This is a genomic window from Imperialibacter sp. EC-SDR9, from assembly GCF_902498805.1.
Taxonomy (GTDB): domain Bacteria; phylum Bacteroidota; class Bacteroidia; order Cytophagales; family Cyclobacteriaceae; genus Imperialibacter.
Genome location: NZ_LR701596.1, coordinates 22,053 through 41,806 on the forward strand (window position 1 = coordinate 22,053; position 19,754 = coordinate 41,806).

A 19,754-nucleotide genomic window follows, 5' to 3' on the forward strand; every position below is an offset into this window, starting at 1 on the left:
GGTTAGTTGTCTTTCAATGGGATACATACGGTAAAAATAGTTTCACCCGGACGAGAGGTGGCCTTTAGCGTGCCATTGTGTTGTTCTACAATATTCTTGGCAATTTCAAGCCCGAGCCCAGAGCCCTTTCCCACCTCTTTGGTCGTGAAAAAGGGGTCGAAAATCTTGCTTAGCAGGTCTGGAGGAATGCCAGGGCCGTTATCGATGATATGCACCTTCACAAACTCGCCATCTTTTACCGACTTCACTGTTAGCATCGGTGAAGGCACTCCTTCCAGCGCATCAATGGCGTTGTCGATAATATTTGTCCACACCTGGTTCATTTCCCCAGCCAGCAGATTAATAGGAGGAATACCCGAAGCCACGTCGATGGCCAACGAAATACTGGCCTTCCGGATTTTGTGGTCAAGCATCGTCAGCGTATCCTTGATGCCAATGTGGATATTGGTCGGGGCTTTGTCGTGCCCCCTATCCATGTGAGAGTACGATTTCACCGACTGTACCAGCTTGGAAATGCGGGTGGAGGCCTCGTTGATATCGCCAACCATGCGTTCGGTGGTCAATACATTGTCGAGCCAGAACAGCACTGGCAGAAGCTCTTTTTCTGGAATATATTCCCGAACCATATCCAGTTCCTTGGGCCCTATTCCATATTCGATAAAGTTTTCCGCAAGGTCGTCTCCCCCTTCCAGGTCATTGTCGTCGAACCAGTCCAGAATTTCTTCTTCATGTTTATTTCTCTCTCTCAACCCCAGGTTTTGACGCCCCGCTTTGGCTTTTTCATAAAGAATAGCATTCACAGCATCTACTTGCTCCTCTTCAAGCTTCATCGATATCACCTGCTTGAACCTTTCAGGGGTGTAGGCCAGGTGCTTTTTCAGTTCATCGGAACTTCTGACAATTGCTGCGGCAGGGTTGTTAAGCTCGTGGGCAAGGCCCGCAGAGAGCTTGCCCAGGGCCATCATCTTTTCATTTTGCCGCTGCATAGAAGTAAACTCCCGCACCCTGGACGTCATTTGCTGCACGAGCTTCTCGGTCAAATCATAGTGGGTGCACACAAGCTCTTTCAGTTTTTCCCGGGAAGTAAGCAACACAGTGGTTGGCTGCACCACCTCTGCCGAACCTACCGCCGTTTTTAATCTGGAAAAAGGCAAAAGCCCACTTATGTCGGGCGGTTCAAGCTCAAAAAGCTCACGCTTCTGGTTATTTTGTGTAGAATATGCCCTTGCCTTTCCTGAAAGGACAATCATCATATGATCTGTAGCATCTCCTTTTTTAAATAAGAACTCCCCCTCCTTGAAGTCCCGGCATTCGGAATTGTCGATCAGCCACTGTAGCTGGTCATCCGAAACCCCCTGGAGGCTAGGGTTCTCCTGTAGTGCTTTTAATAAATCCATATTGATAAATGATGGTTCGAAAGACACCTTTGGCATTGAAGAAGGTTTGAGGCTTCTTTCAATTTGGTATCTTTCACAAAAGATATCACCAAAATGCTAAAAAGAGATTCTTTAGTTCCATTTCTTATATTTTCCGTCTGTTTCCTCCATAGCTGCGAAACGCCACAGCAAGTCAGCGAAAACATACCCGGCATTAATGCAGATGCCTCGTCACCGATCTATACCACCTACGCTGCTGCCAGAGATCGCTCAGCCTTTGTCCTCGATGAAGGCTATGAGTTCGTTTTTAATGATGACGAAACATCCCCTGTTTTTACTTCAGACACAGGTGGAGAAATTGGGTTTTCTTTCGCAACAAAGGACAGTTGGATTTATAAAACGGGTGACTACGCACAAAAACCAGTCATCCAATCGTCGTTTCCTGATGAAGTAAACTTTTCATTTTCGCCAATTGCTGGCATTGAAGTAAAGAGTAAGTTTCTAGTGTACAGCTCTGTGTCTTCTCTACTGGAAAGCACATTTACCAACAATACCGATTCTACCGTTTCTTTTGACTACATCCCTTTTGTTCAGGGAAATAGCAGACTTTTCAATGGCTATAGGCTCGGGGACGGAGCACTACACTTTAACCACGAGGAATTCCCAGACACCTGGACGGTCGGACATAAAGTGCCATTTACCGATTCGCTGCAAAACCTTTTCAAAATGTCGGTTGAGCCAGATCAGGCTGGTGCTTTCAGCTCTTTTTCAGGAGAAGCCAGCTATTTACCCTGGAAGGTATTACCGGAGAAAAACCCAGTGACAGAAGTAAACGGCAGGCTTTACAACGAGGGTGGCCAACGGGTAATGACACAACTTCCTGAGGTGAGACTCCAGGCCTATGTTGACAACGACACAAAACATCTTTTGACCGAAAGCAGCCCTGTCTTTGGGAGCCTCCAGGGCACACTGAATTCAGACGGCTATTTTCGCATGGAGCTCAGTCAACTACCGGGCACTGGCAGGGCTGCGCAATACACACTTACCGCAGTCGACGAAACATTGGGCATCGTTGCGCAGCGAACCGACTCCATTCCGTCGGCACGCACCCAGTTTTCAGGTAGCCTGCGACCTTCTGACATTAAATTGCCAGCTACACCGCAAAGATTTGAAGTGATCATGCAGGAAAAAAACAGAGCGGCGCTCAGCTGGACCAAACCATCGGATGGCAGCCAGGTTATCATTTACAGGAAAAAGGAAAACGACAGCTACTACACGCAATTTACCAGGCCGCTATCCACCACCAACCTGATGGTGCAGCTGCCCACAGATGACCTCTACTGTTTCATCGCAGTGGGTGCTGGTGCGGGTGGAGAAATTGGGATACACACCCGGGAACGGAATACCCTGTCTGGCCATTCGCTCAAACAGGCAATTGTGGCCAATGACTGGAAAGATGACAGCCTGAAATACTTCAAAATGGCGGCGTATAGCAAAAGCATCACACTAGCTCCCGGCGAATCGACCAGCATTCGGGTAGCAAGGTCGGTGGTCCCTTTGAAGAAAAAAACGGCCTGGAAAGAGGCGGAAAAGCTCCTGGATAAAGACTTCACCCTGGACATGGGAGGCAGGCTGGCCTACCTGGAAAGCATGCCGCCGCTGCCCGGTCTTACAGCCGACCAACAGTTGCTATACCTGTCGGGCTGGAACATGATGCAGCAGGTGTTTTACCCCGCTGAGGGAAAAAGCAGCTACCCATTCTATGTTTTCAGCCGTGAACCCGTGTGGGGTTGGGGCCATGGCGGGCAGGTGTTTCACGAAAGCCTGACCATGCTGGCACTGGCGCTACAGGATCCGGAACTGGCGATGAATTCCCAAAGAGTGTTCAAAGAGCGACAGTACGAAAACGGCTATATCAACTACCGGACAGGCGGCTATCTGGACGAAATCATCGAGCACGAGGGAGAGCTCACCTCCTCGGCGCCGTGGTATGCCTGGATCAACTGGGAAGTATATAAAATCACTCAAGACAAAGCATTTTTAGCGGAAATGTATGAGTCGAGCAAAAGGTTTTACGAGTTCTATGTTTCCAACCGTGACAAAGACGGCGACGGACTTTGCGAATGGGGCGGGCATGCCGTATTGGAGTCGGTGAGGGACGCCGATGTGGCAGTGTGGGATGAAGTTGGCTGGCCAGCGAACTTTGAGGGTGTTGACCTTAATTCGATGCTGGTGATGGAAGCGAAGTCCCTCGAACAAATGGCTACAGCACTTGGAAAAACAGCCGACGCAGAAAAGTGGAAATCAGACTACGAAAAAAGAAGCCAGCTGATCAATGACACTTTCTGGGACGAGGAAACGGGTTTTTACTTCAATGCCGACAAAGCTGACAACGACTTTACTTTTGAGAAAACCGACGATCTGAAGCGCATGGAAATTATCGGCTTTTTACCAATGTGGGCTGACATTGCGTCAAAAGAACAGGCTGCCCGACTCCTCGAACATCTGACCAATCCAGAGAAGTTCTGGCGGCCTTATGGCGTGCCGAGCCTTGCGGCAGATGACCCTTTTTACAACGACAAAGGTTACTGGAACGGCCCAGTGTGGGTAGAATGGGACTACCTGATTCAGCGTGGTCTACAGAACTACGGATACGATGCTGAGGCAAAGGAATTAGTGGATCGGGTTTCGGCCAGTATGATCTATCAGTTAAAGGAGAACCACAATCTATGGGAATTTTACAGCCCCGACGAGCCCTGGGCTGGCTATCATCGCACCTATATTTGGGCGGGCATTGTAAACAGGATGATCTGGGATGTTTATTCACCAACCAGTCAGGAGTCCAAAAACTCTCGGAAAGGTGATTGACTTGCGAACTTTGTTCATCACTTTCAGCTAACGGTTTATTTCAGAATTCCTTATATTCCCCAAAAACTACTTAAACATCGATTTTAAAAGATAGACACATGAAAAAGATACTTTTCAGCGCCCTTGCTGCCTTCGTTGCCATGTCGGCTTACGCCCAACAAAAAGGCGACCCAAAGCTTACCGAATTCTATGAGCCAGTGCCTCCGGTAGTCACTCCTGGTGATGCTCCATCCGATGCTCCGTCTGACGCCGTAGTTCTTTATAACGGCAATGACCTGAGTGAGTGGGTAAGCACCAACGACCCCTCGAAACCTGCTGGCTGGACAAGCTTAGGCGGTGTGATAACAGTCGACAAAAGCCAGGGCAATATTCAGACAAAAAGGAACTTCACCGATTACCAGCTGCATCTGGAGTGGTATGAACCCACCGGCATCACCGAAACGGGACAAGCCAGAGGCAATAGTGGTCTTTTCCTGGCCAGCACCGGCCCTGGCGACGATGGCTACGAAATACAAATCCTTGACTGCTACAACAATGCCACTTACGTAAATGGCCAAACGGCCAGTATTTACAAACAAGGCGTGCCACTTGCCAATGCTTGTAAGAAGCCTGGAGAATGGCAGATTTATGATATCGTATGGACGGCTCCCCGCTTCAATAGCGATGGTTCGCTGAAAAGTCCTGCAAGAGTGACAGCTTTTCACAATGGCGTGCTAGTTCAAAATAATTTTGAGCTAAAAGGCGGCACTGTTTACATCGGGCAGCCTTCCTACGAAAAACATGGAGCTTCGCCTATCAAACTTCAGGCGCATGGCGACCCTAGCAAGCCTATCAGTTTCAGAAACATCTGGATAAGGGAGTTGTAGAGAAGACCGTAGACGGAAGTTGGAAGTTGACCACAGTCATAGCTGGGGGCACCACTAAGTTTCGAAAGACATCATCCTGCTAAATTTTAACTATCACAAAAAATATTTCAACCATGAAAAACATCCTATTCAGCGCTTTAGCCTTTCTGGTAGTCTTTGCAGCTTGCGCACAAGTTAAAGAAGGTGAAGACCCTAAAACGACGGAAGTCTGGGAACCAGCAGTTAAAAAAATAACTCCAGGTGCACAATACGGTGCTCCTCCGTCAGACGCCATTGTGCTTTTCGATGGCAAAAGCCTCGACAAATGGGAGTCGGGGAAAGGAGGCCCAGCAGAATGGACTGTAGCAGATGGCGCTGTAACCGTGGCTGCTGGCAAGGGAGTGATCCAAACCAAGCAGAAGTTTGACAACTACCAGCTTCATATTGAATGGCGTGCTCCCTCCGAAGTAAAAGGGGAAGGCCAGGGACGTGGCAACAGTGGCGTGTTCATGCAGGGCATTTACGAAGTGCAGGTGCTCGACAGCTACGAAAGCCGTACGTACTCCAACGGTCAGGCGAGCAGTATTTATAAGCAATCGCCTCCCCTGGTAAACGCAACAAGAGGCCCTGGGGAATGGCAAACGTATGACATCATTTACACGGCCCCTGTTTTCAACGACAAAGGAGAAGTGGTGCATGAAGCAACTGTAACGGTACTGCACAACGGCGTGGTGACACAAAATCATACCCGCATCTGGGGCAACACAGCTTACATTGGCTCGCCCACGTACGAAGCGCATGGCAAAGGCCCAATCATGCTGCAGGATCATGGCAACCCGGTAAGCTTCCGGAATATCTGGATCAGGGAGATGTAGTGGCTAAAACGTCACCTCGATACGTAGCGTAAGCGAAGTGAGAGGTCTCCCGAACTGGACTCAGTCTATATTTGGGAGAACTATCCCTCCTACGTCGGATCGAGGTGACGTTCATTTTGGTGGTTCGTCGTTCAAACCATTTCTTCAGCCCCCTGCATGATTTTTTTCCTTCCCCTCTTGTCCAAGCAAGCAAACTCGACAATAGCAGTGAACGCTCAAAGCTTTTGTCCTTCCTGGGCGGGCCGTATCAATTTCGAGCAGATAATCATAAACGTTCTTCCCCTCTTATACTGCCTCGGCCTGGTGTTGGGCACAGCGGTTTCATTTTTCCCAGGCGGCCTGCAAAGCACAGAAAAGTGACGAATCAATATACTCAAGCAAGTTAAATCATGCCTTAATGAACAGAACAATGCTCAAAATTCGTTACTTTGTTGTTTGATGAAAATGTCTTCACTATGAAATCTTCGACAGTACGCAAGGAAATCCACGAGTATGTAGATCATGCAGACGAAAGGTTTTTGGCTTTAGTGCACAGCATGGTTCAGGCAGAGAAAAAAAACAGAAGCCAATCGGAGAATTTACAGAAGCTGGAAATGATCAGAAGGGCAGAGCAATCTGAGAAAGAAATCACCGAAGGAAAAACGATTAGTGCCGAACAATTTAATACGGACTTTCAGCAGTGGAAAAAAGAGAAACGTCTGAGTACCAAGTAGAATTTACGCTCACATCAAAGTCTCATTTTTACGAAGTTCTGGAATACTTATACGAACACTACTCACTGGAACGAGCCGAGCAATTAGTAGATGAACTAGAGAGAATGCCCCAGAGTTTGAACTATCATCCACATCGTGGAGCAAAAGAAATGTGGCTCGCAGGCTTGAAACACGAATATCGATTCCTTCTTTTCAATCGAACAAAAAGAACAGACATCAAGATTATCTATTACATCCAGGAAAATGAGACGAAAGTGTACGTTACTGACTTTTTCCCCACAGAGACAGATGTTGAAACGATGGCTGCAAGAAGCTCATAGTAAATCCACTACTCAGATGTCAACCTTCACGTCAATCTGTTGTGCTTGACAATGGTAAAAAGCGCTCGTGCGAACCCTTCCATTCTCTATTAAGACATTCCTTTTTCGCACGACAGAGTAGCTTACTGTTGCATTGTACTGAAAACAACCCTTTCACGTTCTTCGATCTACCTCTAAGAAGACGGCAAACCACTTCTTCAGCCCTCCGTATAAATTTTTTCCTTCCGGATTCTATTTCGAAGTATCTTAACGCTTCATCTAACCCAACCATCCATGAATAGACGCAAATTCTTCGACCAATCCATTAAAGCAACTGGTGCCGTAGCTGCCGTTGGCCTCACCGCCTGCGCAGCTGAAGACAAACCCAAAGAAATAGTAGCAGAAGCAGGACCGTTTGACCACCTAAAGTCGATGGTGGACGACATGAAGCCGATCAGCAATGAGGAAAGGAAGCAGCGCATAGAAAAAGCGCAGCGGCTGATGGTGGAGAATAAGATCGACGCTCTATATCTGGAGTCGGGCTCTTCCATGGTGTATTTTACCGGTATCAACTGGGGCCGCAGCGAGCGCATGATGGCAGCCATCATCCCTGCCAAAGGTGAGCTGGCCTATGTATGTCCGGCGTTCGAAGAAGAAAGGTTGAAAGAGAGAATTCTGTTTGGCAACGACCTGAGGGTATGGCAGGAGCACGAAAGCCCTTACAAACTTGTTGGCAGCATTCTTAAAGACAATGGTATTAGCACTGGCAAAATCGGGGTTGAAGAGAATGTCCGTTTTTTCCTTTTTGATGGACTAAGAAAAGAGCTTCCACAAATACAGTTTGTAAATGCCTTTCCCGTAGCTGCTGGGTGCCGCATGATTAAATCTCCGACTGAGTTGGCGTTGATGAAACGAGCCAATGAAATTACTATTGAAGCCTATCGGGCTGCCATAGCCGTGATGAAAGATGGCATGTCGCAATACGAGTTCAGTGGAAACATCTCTGCGGCATTCAAAAAGCTGGGAGTGTCCGGTGGTGCCAGCGTGATGTTTGGAGAGTGGGCGGCCTACCCGCATGGCAGCCAAACGGCTCAAAGCATGAAAGAAGGCGACATCGTGCTCATGGATGGGGGCTGCAACCTGCACGACTACGCCTCAGATATTACCAGGACTACTATTTACGGCAAGCCTACACAACGTCAAACTGACATCTGGAACAAAGTAAAAGAATCACAAACAGCCGCTATGGCAGCTGTGAAGCCTGGCGCTACTTGTGGCTCCATCGACGACGTAGGCCGCAAAGTAATTGAGGATGCCGGCTTTGGCCCAGGTTACAAAAACTTCTTCCATAGATTAGGCCATGGCATTGGTATGGATGGCCACGAATGGCCTTACCTCGTGAAAGGCAACGACCTTCCACTACAGCCAGGCATGTGCTTTAGCGACGAGCCCGGCATCTACATTTATGGAGAGATTGGCGTGCGCCTGGAAGACTGTTTCTACGTCACGGAAGATGGTGGGCAGCTATTTACTCCGCAGAGTATTAGTATTGAGGAACCGTTTGGGGTATAAATTAGGCTAACGAACCTCCTAACTTTACCTGAGTTAAAATAAAGCCTCCCACTTGAGAGGCTTTAATCGACTTCAGCAAACCTTTCGTCGCCGCACATACGCACTACTTTAGGAGTGAAGGAGCCCACGACTTCCACGAGCTCTTGCTGAAAGGCCATCACCTGGTGAATGTCTTTGTACACCATCGGTGCTTCATCTAAGCCGGAGCCGATCAGCTCGATACCGGCTTTCTTCAGGTGCTTTCGCACTTCCTGCTTTGAAAGCGTCTCCTTGGCTTTCGTCCGGGACATCACCCTGCCAGCTCCGTGAGCAGCAGAATTGATAGCATTAGCTTCACCTTTGCCTCTTACGATAAAGCCTGGCGAGGTCATCGACCCAGGAATAATTCCAAGTACCCCCTTGCCTGCAGGTGTGGCCCCTTTTCGATGAACAATGATATCATTTCCAGCCGCATCCCTCTCCTTCCAGGCGAAGTTGTGATGGTTTTCTATCATAGCCAGCGGTTGCTCACCCAGTGCTTTGGCCAGTCTTCGGTGGATCTGGTGATGACAAGCCGAAGCATAGTCACCCGCCAAATTCATTGCCAGCCAGTACTCCTGTCCATCCTCTGTGTCCAAATCCAACCAGGCAAGGTGTTTCGCTTCGCCCGGAAGCTTGCACTTGTCCATCGCCAGTTTGGTATAGTGGCGGGCGATATTGGCCCCCAACCCCCTGGAGCCAGAATGTGACAGCACTGCAAGATACCTGCCAATGGGCAAGCCAAGCTCATTGCTTTCGTCAACCAGCTCTGCCACACCAAATTCCACGAAATGGTTGCCTCCCCCAGAAGTACCAATTTGCAGATAAGCCCGGTCTTTCAATGCCTTAAGAATATTGATCTCACTAAACACCTTCCGGCTGAACACCTCGTCGTCTTCCGGCCTTTTGAAGCCAGCATTTCCAAACCTGGTGTGCTCCATCAACAAGATCCTCAGCTCATCTGTATGCTGACTGGCATAGGAAGCAGGAATATCATAAAGCGTCATACACATACGGCACCCAATATCTACGCCTACTCCATAGGGAATCACCGCATTGTTGGTAGCCAACACACCGCCGATGGGCAAACCATACCCCTGGTGCGCATCCGGCATCAAAGCGCCGGCCACCGTTACAGGCAGCTTCATGGCTATCTCCATCTGGTGGATCGCACCCTGTTCGATAGCTTCCGCACCATAAATGCTGTATTCCAGTCGCCTGGCATTCAACTCAATGGTTTGATTGTGCTCCGTTTTGATGATCAGGCTGGTGGCCACCGGCCCCAGCGTCTCGTGCTTTGCATACAGCCCGGGAGTTTGCAACACCCTGGCCAACAGCTCAAGCTTTTGCATTTTGGATTTTCCCTTGTAGTGGGTTTCCATCACCTCCACGGCCGAACCAATCGCACGGCCCTCTGGGTATCCCAGTGCTCTCAGTTCTTTTCCTGTTATTTTTGTCGTTGCCATTTTTGTCTTACAAATCTTAATCTTTTAAATCTGCATCTTTTGATATTACTGCGCATCTCTTCAATGGCATCATTGTCCATTGAGTGGAAGATCGCAGTCTTGTAAAGCCTGATGGCCGCTGTGTATCTTCCTTTCGCTTCGTCCACCATGGCCAGCCTTTCAAAGACCAGCGCCTTACTGATCCCTTCAATCTCTCTGGCTTTCATCATCACTTCACCAAGCTTGTCGAAATTTTCATTGCGCATATAAAGCGTCGTCAGGTGAATGTAAGGTACCTTCCAGTTGGGTTCAAACTTGACCGCCAACTTCAGGTGCTTCTCAGCCAACTCGTCGTCTTCGATATAATAAAGGTGTAACCAGCCCAATAGGTTGTGCACTTTGGCATAACCAGGCTCGTAGGTAAGCACATTTTCCAGCATGTCTTTGCCTTCGAAGTGGTCACCGTCCCATATCATATTTTCGGCTTGCGTAATTACCTTCTCCAGGTAAATGTCAATCATTTTCATGTCTGTAATTTTTAAGAGGCTGCCACTCCCGACAGCCTCATTTTACTTCGTGGGAGAGAAAATATCCCTTAGCTGATCGACCACCAGGCTACCGCCCGAAAGCGTGATGCTGTTGATCTTCTCAGCGATTTTTTCGACATATTCCATCTCCTTCAGCTTAAACAACATTTCGTTGTCTTCCATCAATTTGGCAGTATTCAGCAAGCTTCTTGTGGAAGCAGTTTCTTCCCGCCTGGTAATGATATTGGCTTGCGCCTTTTTCTGCGCCACTAGCACCTGGTTCATGATTTCTTTCACCTCACCAGGGAGGATGACGTCCTTCACACCGCTGTCTTTGATGATCACACCCAACTCAGCTGCCTTGCTTGAAACAGTTGCCATCACGTAGTTCGCAATGGATTCCTTTTTCTCGAGCAATTCATCCAGGGTCAGTGTACCGATGTACTCCCTCAGGGCTAACTGTAGCAATACATAGAGTTGCTTCTCGAAGTCTTTGCTTTCAATCAACGCTTTGATGATGTCTACCACCCTGTAGTGCGCATAGAAGTTGACCCGAAGCGCCGCCTTGTCTTTGGTCAGCATTTCCTGGCCTGATACTTCCAACTGCAGCAACCTCGTATCGACCTTAGCTACCGAAATAGCCGTCGGTGTCTTCCAGAAGTAGTACACCCCTGTGCCGAGCACTTTGGTGAACTCACCGTCGACGAAGAGGATGCCCTTCTCGTATGATTCCACGACAAATACTCGCACATAGGGCAGCACGTCTCTCCTTTGGAGGGTGGTTTTGTCAATTGCTTCAGTGACCTCGTACTTACCGAGGTCTACTGTAACGAAGCTGTACACCACTAAACCCTTCCAGTAGACATACCTTCCGGGAGTTAGTACATTTTTCAGGTTACCATTTTCGTGCTGCAACACAATCTCATTGTCTTTCACCTCCACCACACTCAGCATATTCGCCAGTTTTTCGTTTCGCAGGAGAATATTGAGCTCGACAGGAGGAAAAAATGGCTTGGCCAGGTCATACTGCATCACCGCCTCGTAAGGCATCAACCAGTAGTTACCCTCACTGATGACGTCCTTGAAGTCACCTCTCCGAAAGGCCAAACCCACTTTGCCAGTATTAATTCTAACTGTTAGCATTGGTTTAAAAATTTGTTTGTTCAACCATCATTTATCACTATTGGCCCAATAATTTCATCTAAAAAGAAGGCGGTGAGGGCGTCGCCTTCAACTCACAGCGGAAGAGATGTTGAGCGGAACAATGCCCGGCCAGTTCGTCAAAAGTGCCTGCCTGGAAGCCGGCAGCTCATTGCCAGCCATTTTTTCGACCAAGTGCTTTTAGCAAAGTAGCTGAACGTGTTCAGCGGTATCCTCTCTCTTTCAAAGCCATGCCCTGGCGCTACCACATATTCCCCGAGGGGTGATATGTGGGGCTCAGCCCCTCACTGCCTTCACAAGTGCCTTTTTGGGAGTTGGCATCTCCAGGTCATGGATTTTCATTCCATACTCTACGTTAACAGCGTAGTACTCTACCATCTGAGTTATCCGCCAACTGACGGAGCAGGATTCGAACCTGCGCATCCTTACTGTTGCTCTACCAATGAGCTAAAGCGGTAAACCGCATGAGGGAATCGAACCCCCTACCCACAGCTTGAGGGAACCCTCAATGAACAAGGCAGCATGGCGTGGCCTACCTGCTCACCACTACGGAGCTATACAGAAACTCTCGTCAGGTCCTTTATTCATCTACCTTCCCTGCCTCAGGGTGGGATACTCCCAGCCCCGAAGATCTTTACCAGCCTTTGCTGGCTTTGTTTGCCCGAAGAGACTTGAACTCCCATTGTCCGCATTAAGAGTGCGGAGCTTTACCTGTTAAGCTACAGACACATATGTGGAAGGGGCTGGAATCGAACCAACACTGGCGGTGCTTCAAACCGCTGCTCTACCATTGGAGCTACCCTTCCTAACTGGCCACCTGCATCGGGACATCAGGCCTGAAAACCCCTACGCCAGGCGACCACTGCTGACAGAACGAAAGCTTTTTCGCACATCACAGAAAAATGGAATCCTGCTTATGGCCTTTAACCATTCTTCCGTTCGGAGGCACCCATTTTGCCCCTCCTTCAGCCCTGTGGGGATAGAAAGATTCGAACTTTCAAAGCTGTCAGCCCCGGTTTTACAGACCGGCCCAGATCTCCAACTCTGGCGTATCCCCTTTTCCTGTTTTTCTTTTTGGGCACAAAAAAACCCGGCCTTGCGGGACCGGGTTTCTCATGAAATACTCTTAACGAATAGTCACAAAAATATCCTCCCGATCCTTCGCCGATGACGTAGGTTTCCCACGAAGCTGAGATAGCTATCCCGCTCCTGTCCTGTCGGCCCCATATGTATATTCAAGCGCTTTATCATATGCGTCTTTTACATTTTTTCACAACAAAAAACCCAGACTTTACGGCCTGGGTCAAAACACTGCTGGGAACTATCCAGTCAATTGTCTTTTTCAGGCCATAGCATAACATCCTCATAGAGGCAAAACCAATCGCTTTGACTCGGCATTGAGATATGTAATGTGCGTTTCTTCACTTGCTTTTAATTTTGGTTTGCAATGATCTGAATAAATTTTGTCTATACAAAATACAACACTAAAATAATTTTTAAAACGACATTATTTATTATGAGTCTAAATCACACCCTGGTGCTGAGTGCACTCCTTCTCCTTCATTGCAACCCCCAATGCTGCCTAAGCATATGGCTAAGACTATCAGCGATTGCCGACTGGCCTGCGGCAATGTTTTCATTTTCCTCCAGGTCGCTTCGGTGATCATACAGCATTTCGTCCTGCCATTGCAGGCTGTCGTTCACCCACTCTGTATAAGCATAGTCTGGCGTGGTGATGGTGTAGCCATTTGTCCATCGGGAAATGGCAAAACCGGCCGGTGACGTTGAAGGTGCGGCCAGTTCATTGGCTAGACTTTCCCCCTGTAGCTGTGTCGGTTTTGGCAGCCCTGAGAGATCAGCCAGGGTGGGGAAAATGTCGACGTACTCAACGATGGCATTGGAGATGCTTCCAGCCTTTACCTTCGGCGATTTCCAGATCATAGTGGAGCGAAGTGAATTTCGGTAGTTGCAGTGTTTACACCACATGGTGTGCTCCAGCAGGTTGTAGCCATGGTCACCGATCAGCACGATGTGTGTTTTTTCATCAAGACCCAGTGCTTTCAACTCGTCGAGCACCCTTCCTATCTGGGCATCGACATAACTCACGCTGGCATAATAACCTTGAATCAACGTTAGCGCCAGTGAGTCGCTCACGGGGCCTTCCTTTGGCACCTCAGCATAGTTTCTCAGCTCACCTGAGTTGTGAACGGAGCGTGCCGGGGCGCCTGTCGGCACATAGTTATTGTCTGGCAGACTTACTTTACCGTCATATAGCTGCCAATACTTCTCGGGAGCATTGAACGGCAGGTGTGGCTTAAGGAAACCAACGGCCATAAAGAAGGGCTTACCGGCCGCCGCCAATGCCTTCAGATCGATAATGCTCTTAGCTGCAATCTTAGCATCATTATAAACGCTGTCCGGCACATTACCCCTCTCGTAAGGCCTTCCCCTGTTGGCCAAATCTGTGCCGCTGTTCGCTTCGGTCTGATAGTCCAGCAGGTCGTTTGGCCGCCAGTTGATGTCCCAGGCAGCGGCGTGGTCGTCTTCATTGTGAAACACTTTGCCGTTAGATACGGTGGTGTAGCCGTTGTCTTTAAAATACTGAGGCAACGAGATCGCTCCCGGCGCATCATCCTGGGCATAGGTCAGGTAGGTGAGAAAGCGGTTTTGCATTGGCCTCAGCCCGGTGAGAAAGCTGGCCCTTGATGCACCACAAACCGGAATGTTACAAAAAGCATTCTTAAAGAGTACTCCCTCTCCTGCCAGCTGATCCATATTGGGTGACTGAACAAGGGGATGGCCATAGCACCCAAGCTCCGGCCGCAAGTCGTCAACTACTATGAAAAGGACGTTGGAGGGGCCGGTTGGTGCTTCTTTTGGTGTGCAAGAAAAAACCAAAGAAGCACCCAGGAATGGAATAACGAGAGATCTGAATTGGTAAGTCATGACTAAATATATCCATCCTATTTCACTTTAGGAAGGAATAGCCGCCCCAACGGCTGCCTCAGATCAAGCGCCTATCATAGCCCCGGGTTTAATCCATGGGCTATGATAGGGCTTCTACATTTTCAATAAAAACTATCCACAAACCAATTGAAGACCGGTTCATTCGGATTGAGTCTCAAACATTTTTTTAAAACCAATGACATAGGGTTGACACTCCCGCTCGCTACATTTAAATTCAAAAGGACAAATTGCGACAGAGAACGATGAAGCACACCACCAACTACTACAATACGTTTATAGAAATTGCCGAGGACAGCCCCAGCGAGCAAGCTGCCGTGCCATCATTGAAAGGAGAAAAAAAGTCGGTAGCCAATATGCAATTCGACATGGTGTATGACAATCCCTACAAGTACACCTCCGACGAGGTGCTGTTTGGCGTATTTGCCCTGAGAAATGAGTTCGAACCCAGCGAGCTGGACGAGCAACGTGAGCACTATTTTTCGAAAGGGCAGCCCTGCTTTCGGGCCTCTCCGCTTACCAAACAGTATGGCTGGGGAGTGCACGCCAATGCTGAAGGAAAGATTGCCATTTACGGAGCTGAAACCGAAGAGTACAAAAAATTCCTGGCAGACGATGCTATCAAAAAAGTGAAGGCCATGAGGTCAAAGAGGGCCTGAGTTTTCCAGCGACAGTCCTATTGGCAATGGTTTTCTTTTAGATTTGTAGTCGATATGACCAACAACGACATCTTCCGCCGATTGCGCTACCTCCTCGATGCCGATGACTCGCAAATGATTAATCTATTCGCACAGGCCGGGCACCATGTAACACGGGCTGAAGTGAGCGACTACATGAAAAGAGAAGATGAGGAAACTTATCAGGAAATGCCCGACATTAAACTTGCGATTTTTCTCAACGGACTCATTAACGAAAAACGTGGCACAAGAGAGGGCGATCAACCGGCACCAGAGCAACTGCTCAATAACAATATCATCCTCAGAAAGCTCAAGATCGCCTTTAACCTAAGCTCAGAAGATATCCAGGCCATTTTCAAACTGAAAGGCAAAACTATTGGCCCCCACGAACTGAGTGCCTTCTTCCGCAACCCAAAGCAAAGCCAGTACCGGCCATGCAATGATCAGTATCTGCGGTACTTTTTGAGTGGCATGCAGATAAAGTACAGAGCAAAGGAAGAGGAATGAGAGGGCTGAATAAGCAGCTATCTGACCACAAAATTGTACACCCGAACCTTAAATAATCAATGATTGTTCTTAAATTGAGTTTCAAATAGGAAGTTGAAAGTACCAAATGAAACAAAAAGAGCAATCGGTATTAAAAAACATTACCAGGTATCGTGCCGTTCAGCGAAAGTATCAGCATGTTCAGCCGAACAAATGGCGGGCCAGCCGCAATGACGTACAAGCCGGAATTGATCAACTCCTGGGCTATGGAGGTGTAGGCACTCTTCGGTTGCAAGGCTCATTTCTTGGCGAGGTTCCCGGTTTGACAAACCTGCCCGTGGCCAGAGTGGCAGAGCTGCTTGACATGAGCAAAACTACTTTTTACAGGGCCAAAGATGAGCCGGAACTTGACATGGGCACGGTGGATCGACTTTCAAGTTTGTTCAAAATTTACCAGAGAGGAATGGAAGCCTTTGAAGGGCTGGAGCCGTTTGAAGAGTGGCTTCAATCGAAGATAGCCAACCTGGGGGATCAGCATCCGATTGACCTTCTGATGACCGAAAGCGGTAGAACAGCTGTTTTGGAAGCTATTGACCGGGTAGAGTATGGAGTGTATGGATAATGCTGGTATTTAGAATTGAAAAGAAGAAATACCAGCCCACTTACCCTCCTCATGGCTCTCGTTTTGCTAACGGCCGCTGGAGCACCAAAGATATGTGGGTGGTATATACCTCAGAGAACATCGCCCTTGCCAAATTAGAAACACTGGCTAATAGTGGTTCGAGAATACCTCAGAACAGGTTCGTACTGACTCTTGAAATAGACGATGACACTCCACTGGCAGAAATAACCGTTAACGACCTGCCTCAAAACTGGCACGATTACCCCTCCCCAAAACAACTAGCTGAGATAGTGAAAGATATAATGAACAGTCAACTCTACGTTGGTGCGATTGTTCCATCGGTGCAATCACCCAGAGAGAAAAATATCCTATTATTTCCCGAACATCCTGAGTTCGGGAGGTGTGTCTCCAGATTGGATGAAACAGACGAATACTTTGATCCACGATTGAAATAAGCCTCAATGTTTGTTTCGAAATCCACATCGGTAAACAGCTTCTCAATTTCTCCAAATCTTCACGATATTAGTGCATGCGAAAACTGCTCATTCTTTTTTTGTTGCTGGCTGCTTTTTCTGCCAAAAGCCAGCTGTTCGAATACAATACTAATGGTATTCAAAGGGTGTCTTTATCGTCCAGCACCAAATACCAGGTAAAACTGACCCCATTTATTTCCTTCCGGGTCAATGGTGAGGTCATTAGCAGCCCTTCGCAGGAAGGTGCTGACAAAAGATTTGAGACTGTTTACTCCCATCCAGCAGCCAAAAGCACTCTACCCTACAAAATTACATTCACGTTCAAAAACATCACCTCTTCAGACACCCTCACTATCGAAAACATTGTGCCTTTTGGTGAAAACCCTGACCACGTGTACATCACCGGACTGGGTGAGCACCGGCTGTCCCGCAGCGTGATTTACCGGCCGGGCTTTGGCCCCATCGGTGTCATCCTGCCCGATAATGCCTGGGAGTTGGGGTTTGGCATCCTGCCACTGCCTGATGGAAACGCAGTCGCCGGGCTGGCTCGCCGCCAAAGCTGGGAGAAGGCACAGCGCAAACGATTCGAAACGGTCGTGTACCCTGGTGGTGAGGTCACTTACGAGCTTTGGTATGAGCCGTTCGCCGGCAACTGGCAGGAAGGGCTGCGGCTCATGTTTCAAAAGCATATGCTCTTTGACCTGGAGCAATTTGACAACAGCCTCTTCGACCGCCCTGACCTTGCGTGGATTCGGAAGGCATATGCCATCAACCTGATGATGGCTTGGGACAAGGACTTTTACAATCCCCGCTATGGCATCTATTACCTGCCCAAAACCATCGAAAGGGCAAAGCCACTGATTGGTGGCTGGGATGTTATTGGCTTCTGGCCTACCTGGCCTGCCCTTGGACTAGATCAGCGCAACCAGTGGGACATGTTCCGCAATCTTCCAGGAGGTCTGAAAGAGCTGAAGCGCATCACCACCGATGCTCACAAAGCCGGGACGAAGATGTTCCTCTGCTACAATCCATGGGATGAAAGTACTACCGCCACTACATTTGCCGAACAAATGGCAGGCATGACCGACATGCTCAAATCCACAGACACCGACGGCGTGGTGCTCGACACCCGGGGTAGCAGCAGTGCGGAAATACAAGCCGCAGGCGATGCGGCAAAGGAAGGCGTTATCATGTACAGTGAGGGAATAGCCATTCCCAAAGACATGCTGGGCATTATTTCCGGCAGGGTGCACAATGCGCTGGAGTACCCACCCCTGCTCAACCTCAACAAATTCATCAAGCCCGACTTCGCCATTTTCCGAGTGGCCGAGCTGGCCTACGAGCCCATTTTGCGGGAATACAACCTAAGCCTGTTCAATGGCCACGGCGTAGAAATCAACCAGTTCCAACCGGGTAGGCCGGAATGGGTAGACGAGCAGTACAAACACCTGGGCAGGATACTGATGGTGCTCCGCAGCAACAGCGATGTTTTCAATTACAGTACTTACACACCGCTCATTCCCACTTTCCAGGACAGTGTGTATGTGAACGAGTGGAAAAGCGATACCAAAACTATTTACACCATTTACAACGCCAATCCTGAAGGCTACATGGGGCCTCTGTTTGACCTGGAACTACCCGACACCCATCACGCAGTCAACTTGTGGACGCACCAACCGGTAAGCGTGGACGATGGAAAAGCGCTTGTTTCCATCGACGGTTTTGCCCCGGGAGATTTGGGCACCAACAACGAAGGAACCGTAAGCGTAGTGGCGGTATTTCCCAAAGTGTTGCATGTCAGCCGCCAAGGCGACGAACTGATCATTGAAAGCCCGCCGGGAAAAATCACCTTGTCGATCAATGGCCCCGGCTATGACAAAAAGCCCTACGAACTGGAAGGTGGAAAGCACAGCCTTTCGCTTAGAAAAACATTTGGCTGGCAGGAAGGTAGCGTGGTCATTCAATACCTTACCAAAGGTGAGTTGACAGATGAGGTGGTATTTGAACTAAAGGCATCAGATCCATGGCTGATCTCCAGTACCACCAACACAGCGGGCAACAACATCGACCCTGCCTCGGTGCGGGTGCCCGGCGGCAACTATCATTACAGAGTGGATTCCAGAGAGGGAGAATTTATCCCCTATCCCAAACAAGCTGAGAAGGACACGCTCATGCCCGCCTTTTGGATGGACCGCTACCCGGTAACCAATGCCCAGTACTACGACTTTCTGGTAGCCACCTGCTACCGTCCCAACGACGACACGAATTTTCTTAAACACTGGCCCGGCGGCAAGCCCAAAAAGGGAGAAGAAGACTTTCCGGTAGTCTACATTGATATTGAGGACGCCAGGGCCTATGCAGAATGGAAAGGCTACCGCCTGCCGACCGAGTTGGAATGGCAGTATGCAGCACAAGCCGGAGACGCTGCCAATACCTGGCCATGGGGTGCCGAAATGGACAGCACGAAAACCAGTCCAGCAGATGGAAAACCTTATGCAGTAGGACAATTTCCAGAGGGGAAAAACCCTCTGGGCCTTGAAGACCTGGTAGGCAATGTGTGGCAACTGACCAACGATGTGTACTTCAATGGCACGAGTGAATTTGTGATGCTGAAGGGCGGCAGCTACTTTAACCCGACCTCCAGCTGGTGGTATGTGAAAGGAGGCCCTCAGCCACTACCCTGGCGGCAGATGCTGCTTCGGGTGTCACCTGGGTTTGAGAGAAGTGCGACTTTGGGGTTTAGGTGTGTGGTGGAGGAGAAATAGAGTCAGCTGCAACTACTCCGGAAGGGTTGCTTAGCAAGTTCAAGATGACTCCTGCCCTACAGCCCATC

The 19,754-nt window shown here is 48.9% G+C and carries 16 protein-coding genes and 3 tRNA genes; 11 read left to right on the forward strand and 8 right to left on the reverse strand.

The window, feature by feature from the left end:
* Positions 1-2: 2 nt before the first annotated feature.
* The gene (locus tag GC130_RS19700) at positions 3-1,433 is read right to left on the reverse strand and encodes an ATP-binding protein (RefSeq protein WP_226940554.1); all 1,431 of its coding nucleotides are present in this window, start codon (positions 1,431-1,433) and stop codon (positions 3-5) included.
* 57 nt (positions 1,434-1,490) lie between these two features.
* Between GC130_RS19700 and GC130_RS19705 the strand changes: the two genes are divergently transcribed.
* From GC130_RS19705 to GC130_RS19730, 6 genes are all read left to right on the forward strand, one after another.
* A complete protein-coding gene (locus GC130_RS19705) occupies positions 1,491-4,244 on the forward strand; it encodes an amylo-alpha-1,6-glucosidase (RefSeq protein ID WP_152000070.1) in 2,754 nt (917 codons plus the stop codon).
* A 98-nt stretch (positions 4,245-4,342) separates the two neighbouring features.
* Complete coding sequence (locus GC130_RS19710) at positions 4,343-5,110, forward strand: DUF1080 domain-containing protein (RefSeq protein ID WP_152000071.1); 768 nt, start codon at positions 4,343-4,345, stop codon at positions 5,108-5,110.
* Between the two features lie 113 nt (positions 5,111-5,223).
* Positions 5,224-5,964 carry a DUF1080 domain-containing protein gene (locus GC130_RS19715; RefSeq protein ID WP_152000072.1) on the forward strand — a complete coding sequence of 247 codons (741 nt, stop codon included), beginning with the start codon at positions 5,224-5,226 and terminating at the stop codon, positions 5,962-5,964.
* 455 nt (positions 5,965-6,419) lie between these two features.
* Positions 6,420-6,677: a hypothetical protein gene (locus GC130_RS19720; RefSeq protein ID WP_152000073.1), complete on the forward strand. Its 258-nt coding sequence runs from the start codon at positions 6,420-6,422 to the stop codon at positions 6,675-6,677.
* 104 nt (positions 6,678-6,781) lie between these two features.
* The gene (locus GC130_RS19725) at positions 6,782-6,997 is read left to right on the forward strand and encodes a hypothetical protein (RefSeq protein WP_152000074.1); all 216 of its coding nucleotides are present in this window, start codon (positions 6,782-6,784) and stop codon (positions 6,995-6,997) included.
* A gap of 273 nt (positions 6,998-7,270) precedes the next feature.
* The gene (locus tag GC130_RS19730; RefSeq protein ID WP_152000075.1) at positions 7,271-8,548 is read left to right on the forward strand and encodes a Xaa-Pro peptidase family protein; all 1,278 of its coding nucleotides are present in this window, start codon (positions 7,271-7,273) and stop codon (positions 8,546-8,548) included.
* 62 nt (positions 8,549-8,610) lie between these two features.
* Here the strand turns inward: GC130_RS19730 and GC130_RS19735 are convergent, their stop codons facing one another.
* The 7 genes from GC130_RS19735 to GC130_RS19765 all read right to left on the reverse strand — a co-directional run bounded on the left by GC130_RS19735 (position 8,611) and on the right by GC130_RS19765 (position 14,645).
* Positions 8,611-10,032: an RtcB family protein gene (locus tag GC130_RS19735; protein ID WP_152000076.1), complete on the reverse strand. Its 1,422-nt coding sequence runs from the start codon at positions 10,030-10,032 to the stop codon at positions 8,611-8,613.
* Positions 10,014-10,538, reverse strand: coding sequence for a tetratricopeptide repeat protein (locus GC130_RS19740; RefSeq protein WP_152000077.1), 525 nt, complete (start codon positions 10,536-10,538; stop codon positions 10,014-10,016). Before GC130_RS19740 ends, GC130_RS19735 begins: the two co-directional genes overlap by 19 nt.
* Positions 10,539-10,580: 42 nt before the next feature.
* Positions 10,581-11,681 (reverse strand): slipin family protein, encoded by a 1,101-nt coding sequence (locus GC130_RS19745; RefSeq protein WP_152000078.1) that lies wholly within the window; start codon positions 11,679-11,681, stop codon positions 10,581-10,583.
* Positions 11,682-12,355: 674 nt separating this feature from the next.
* Positions 12,356-12,427, reverse strand: a tRNA-Lys gene (locus GC130_RS19750).
* A gap of 6 nt (positions 12,428-12,433) precedes the next feature.
* Positions 12,434-12,505, reverse strand: a tRNA-Phe gene (locus GC130_RS19755).
* A 168-nt stretch (positions 12,506-12,673) separates the two neighbouring features.
* Positions 12,674-12,756, reverse strand: a tRNA-Tyr gene (locus GC130_RS19760).
* Positions 12,757-13,259: 503 nt separating this feature from the next.
* Complete coding sequence (locus GC130_RS19765) at positions 13,260-14,645, reverse strand: sulfatase (RefSeq protein ID WP_152000079.1); 1,386 nt, start codon at positions 14,643-14,645, stop codon at positions 13,260-13,262.
* A gap of 263 nt (positions 14,646-14,908) precedes the next feature.
* On the opposite strand from GC130_RS19765, the gene GC130_RS19770 reads away from it, so the two are divergent.
* The 5 genes from GC130_RS19770 to GC130_RS19790 all read left to right on the forward strand — a co-directional run bounded on the left by GC130_RS19770 (position 14,909) and on the right by GC130_RS19790 (position 19,686).
* The gene (locus GC130_RS19770) at positions 14,909-15,322 is read left to right on the forward strand and encodes a DUF6157 family protein (protein WP_152000080.1); all 414 of its coding nucleotides are present in this window, start codon (positions 14,909-14,911) and stop codon (positions 15,320-15,322) included.
* 54 nt (positions 15,323-15,376) lie between these two features.
* On the forward strand, positions 15,377-15,847 hold the full coding sequence (locus tag GC130_RS19775) for a DUF1456 family protein (protein ID WP_152000081.1): 471 nt from the start codon (positions 15,377-15,379) through the stop codon (positions 15,845-15,847).
* A 106-nt stretch (positions 15,848-15,953) separates the two neighbouring features.
* Positions 15,954-16,448 carry an antitoxin Xre/MbcA/ParS toxin-binding domain-containing protein gene (locus GC130_RS19780; protein WP_152000082.1) on the forward strand — a complete coding sequence of 165 codons (495 nt, stop codon included), beginning with the start codon at positions 15,954-15,956 and terminating at the stop codon, positions 16,446-16,448.
* Positions 16,448-16,903, forward strand: coding sequence for an RES family NAD+ phosphorylase (locus GC130_RS19785; RefSeq protein WP_152000083.1), 456 nt, complete (start codon positions 16,448-16,450; stop codon positions 16,901-16,903). Before GC130_RS19780 ends, GC130_RS19785 begins: the two co-directional genes overlap by 1 nt.
* Before the next feature lie 74 nt (positions 16,904-16,977).
* Positions 16,978-19,686, forward strand: a complete 2,709-nt coding sequence (locus GC130_RS19790; RefSeq protein ID WP_152000084.1) for an SUMF1/EgtB/PvdO family nonheme iron enzyme — start codon at positions 16,978-16,980, stop codon at positions 19,684-19,686.
* Positions 19,687-19,754: the final 68 nt, after the last annotated feature.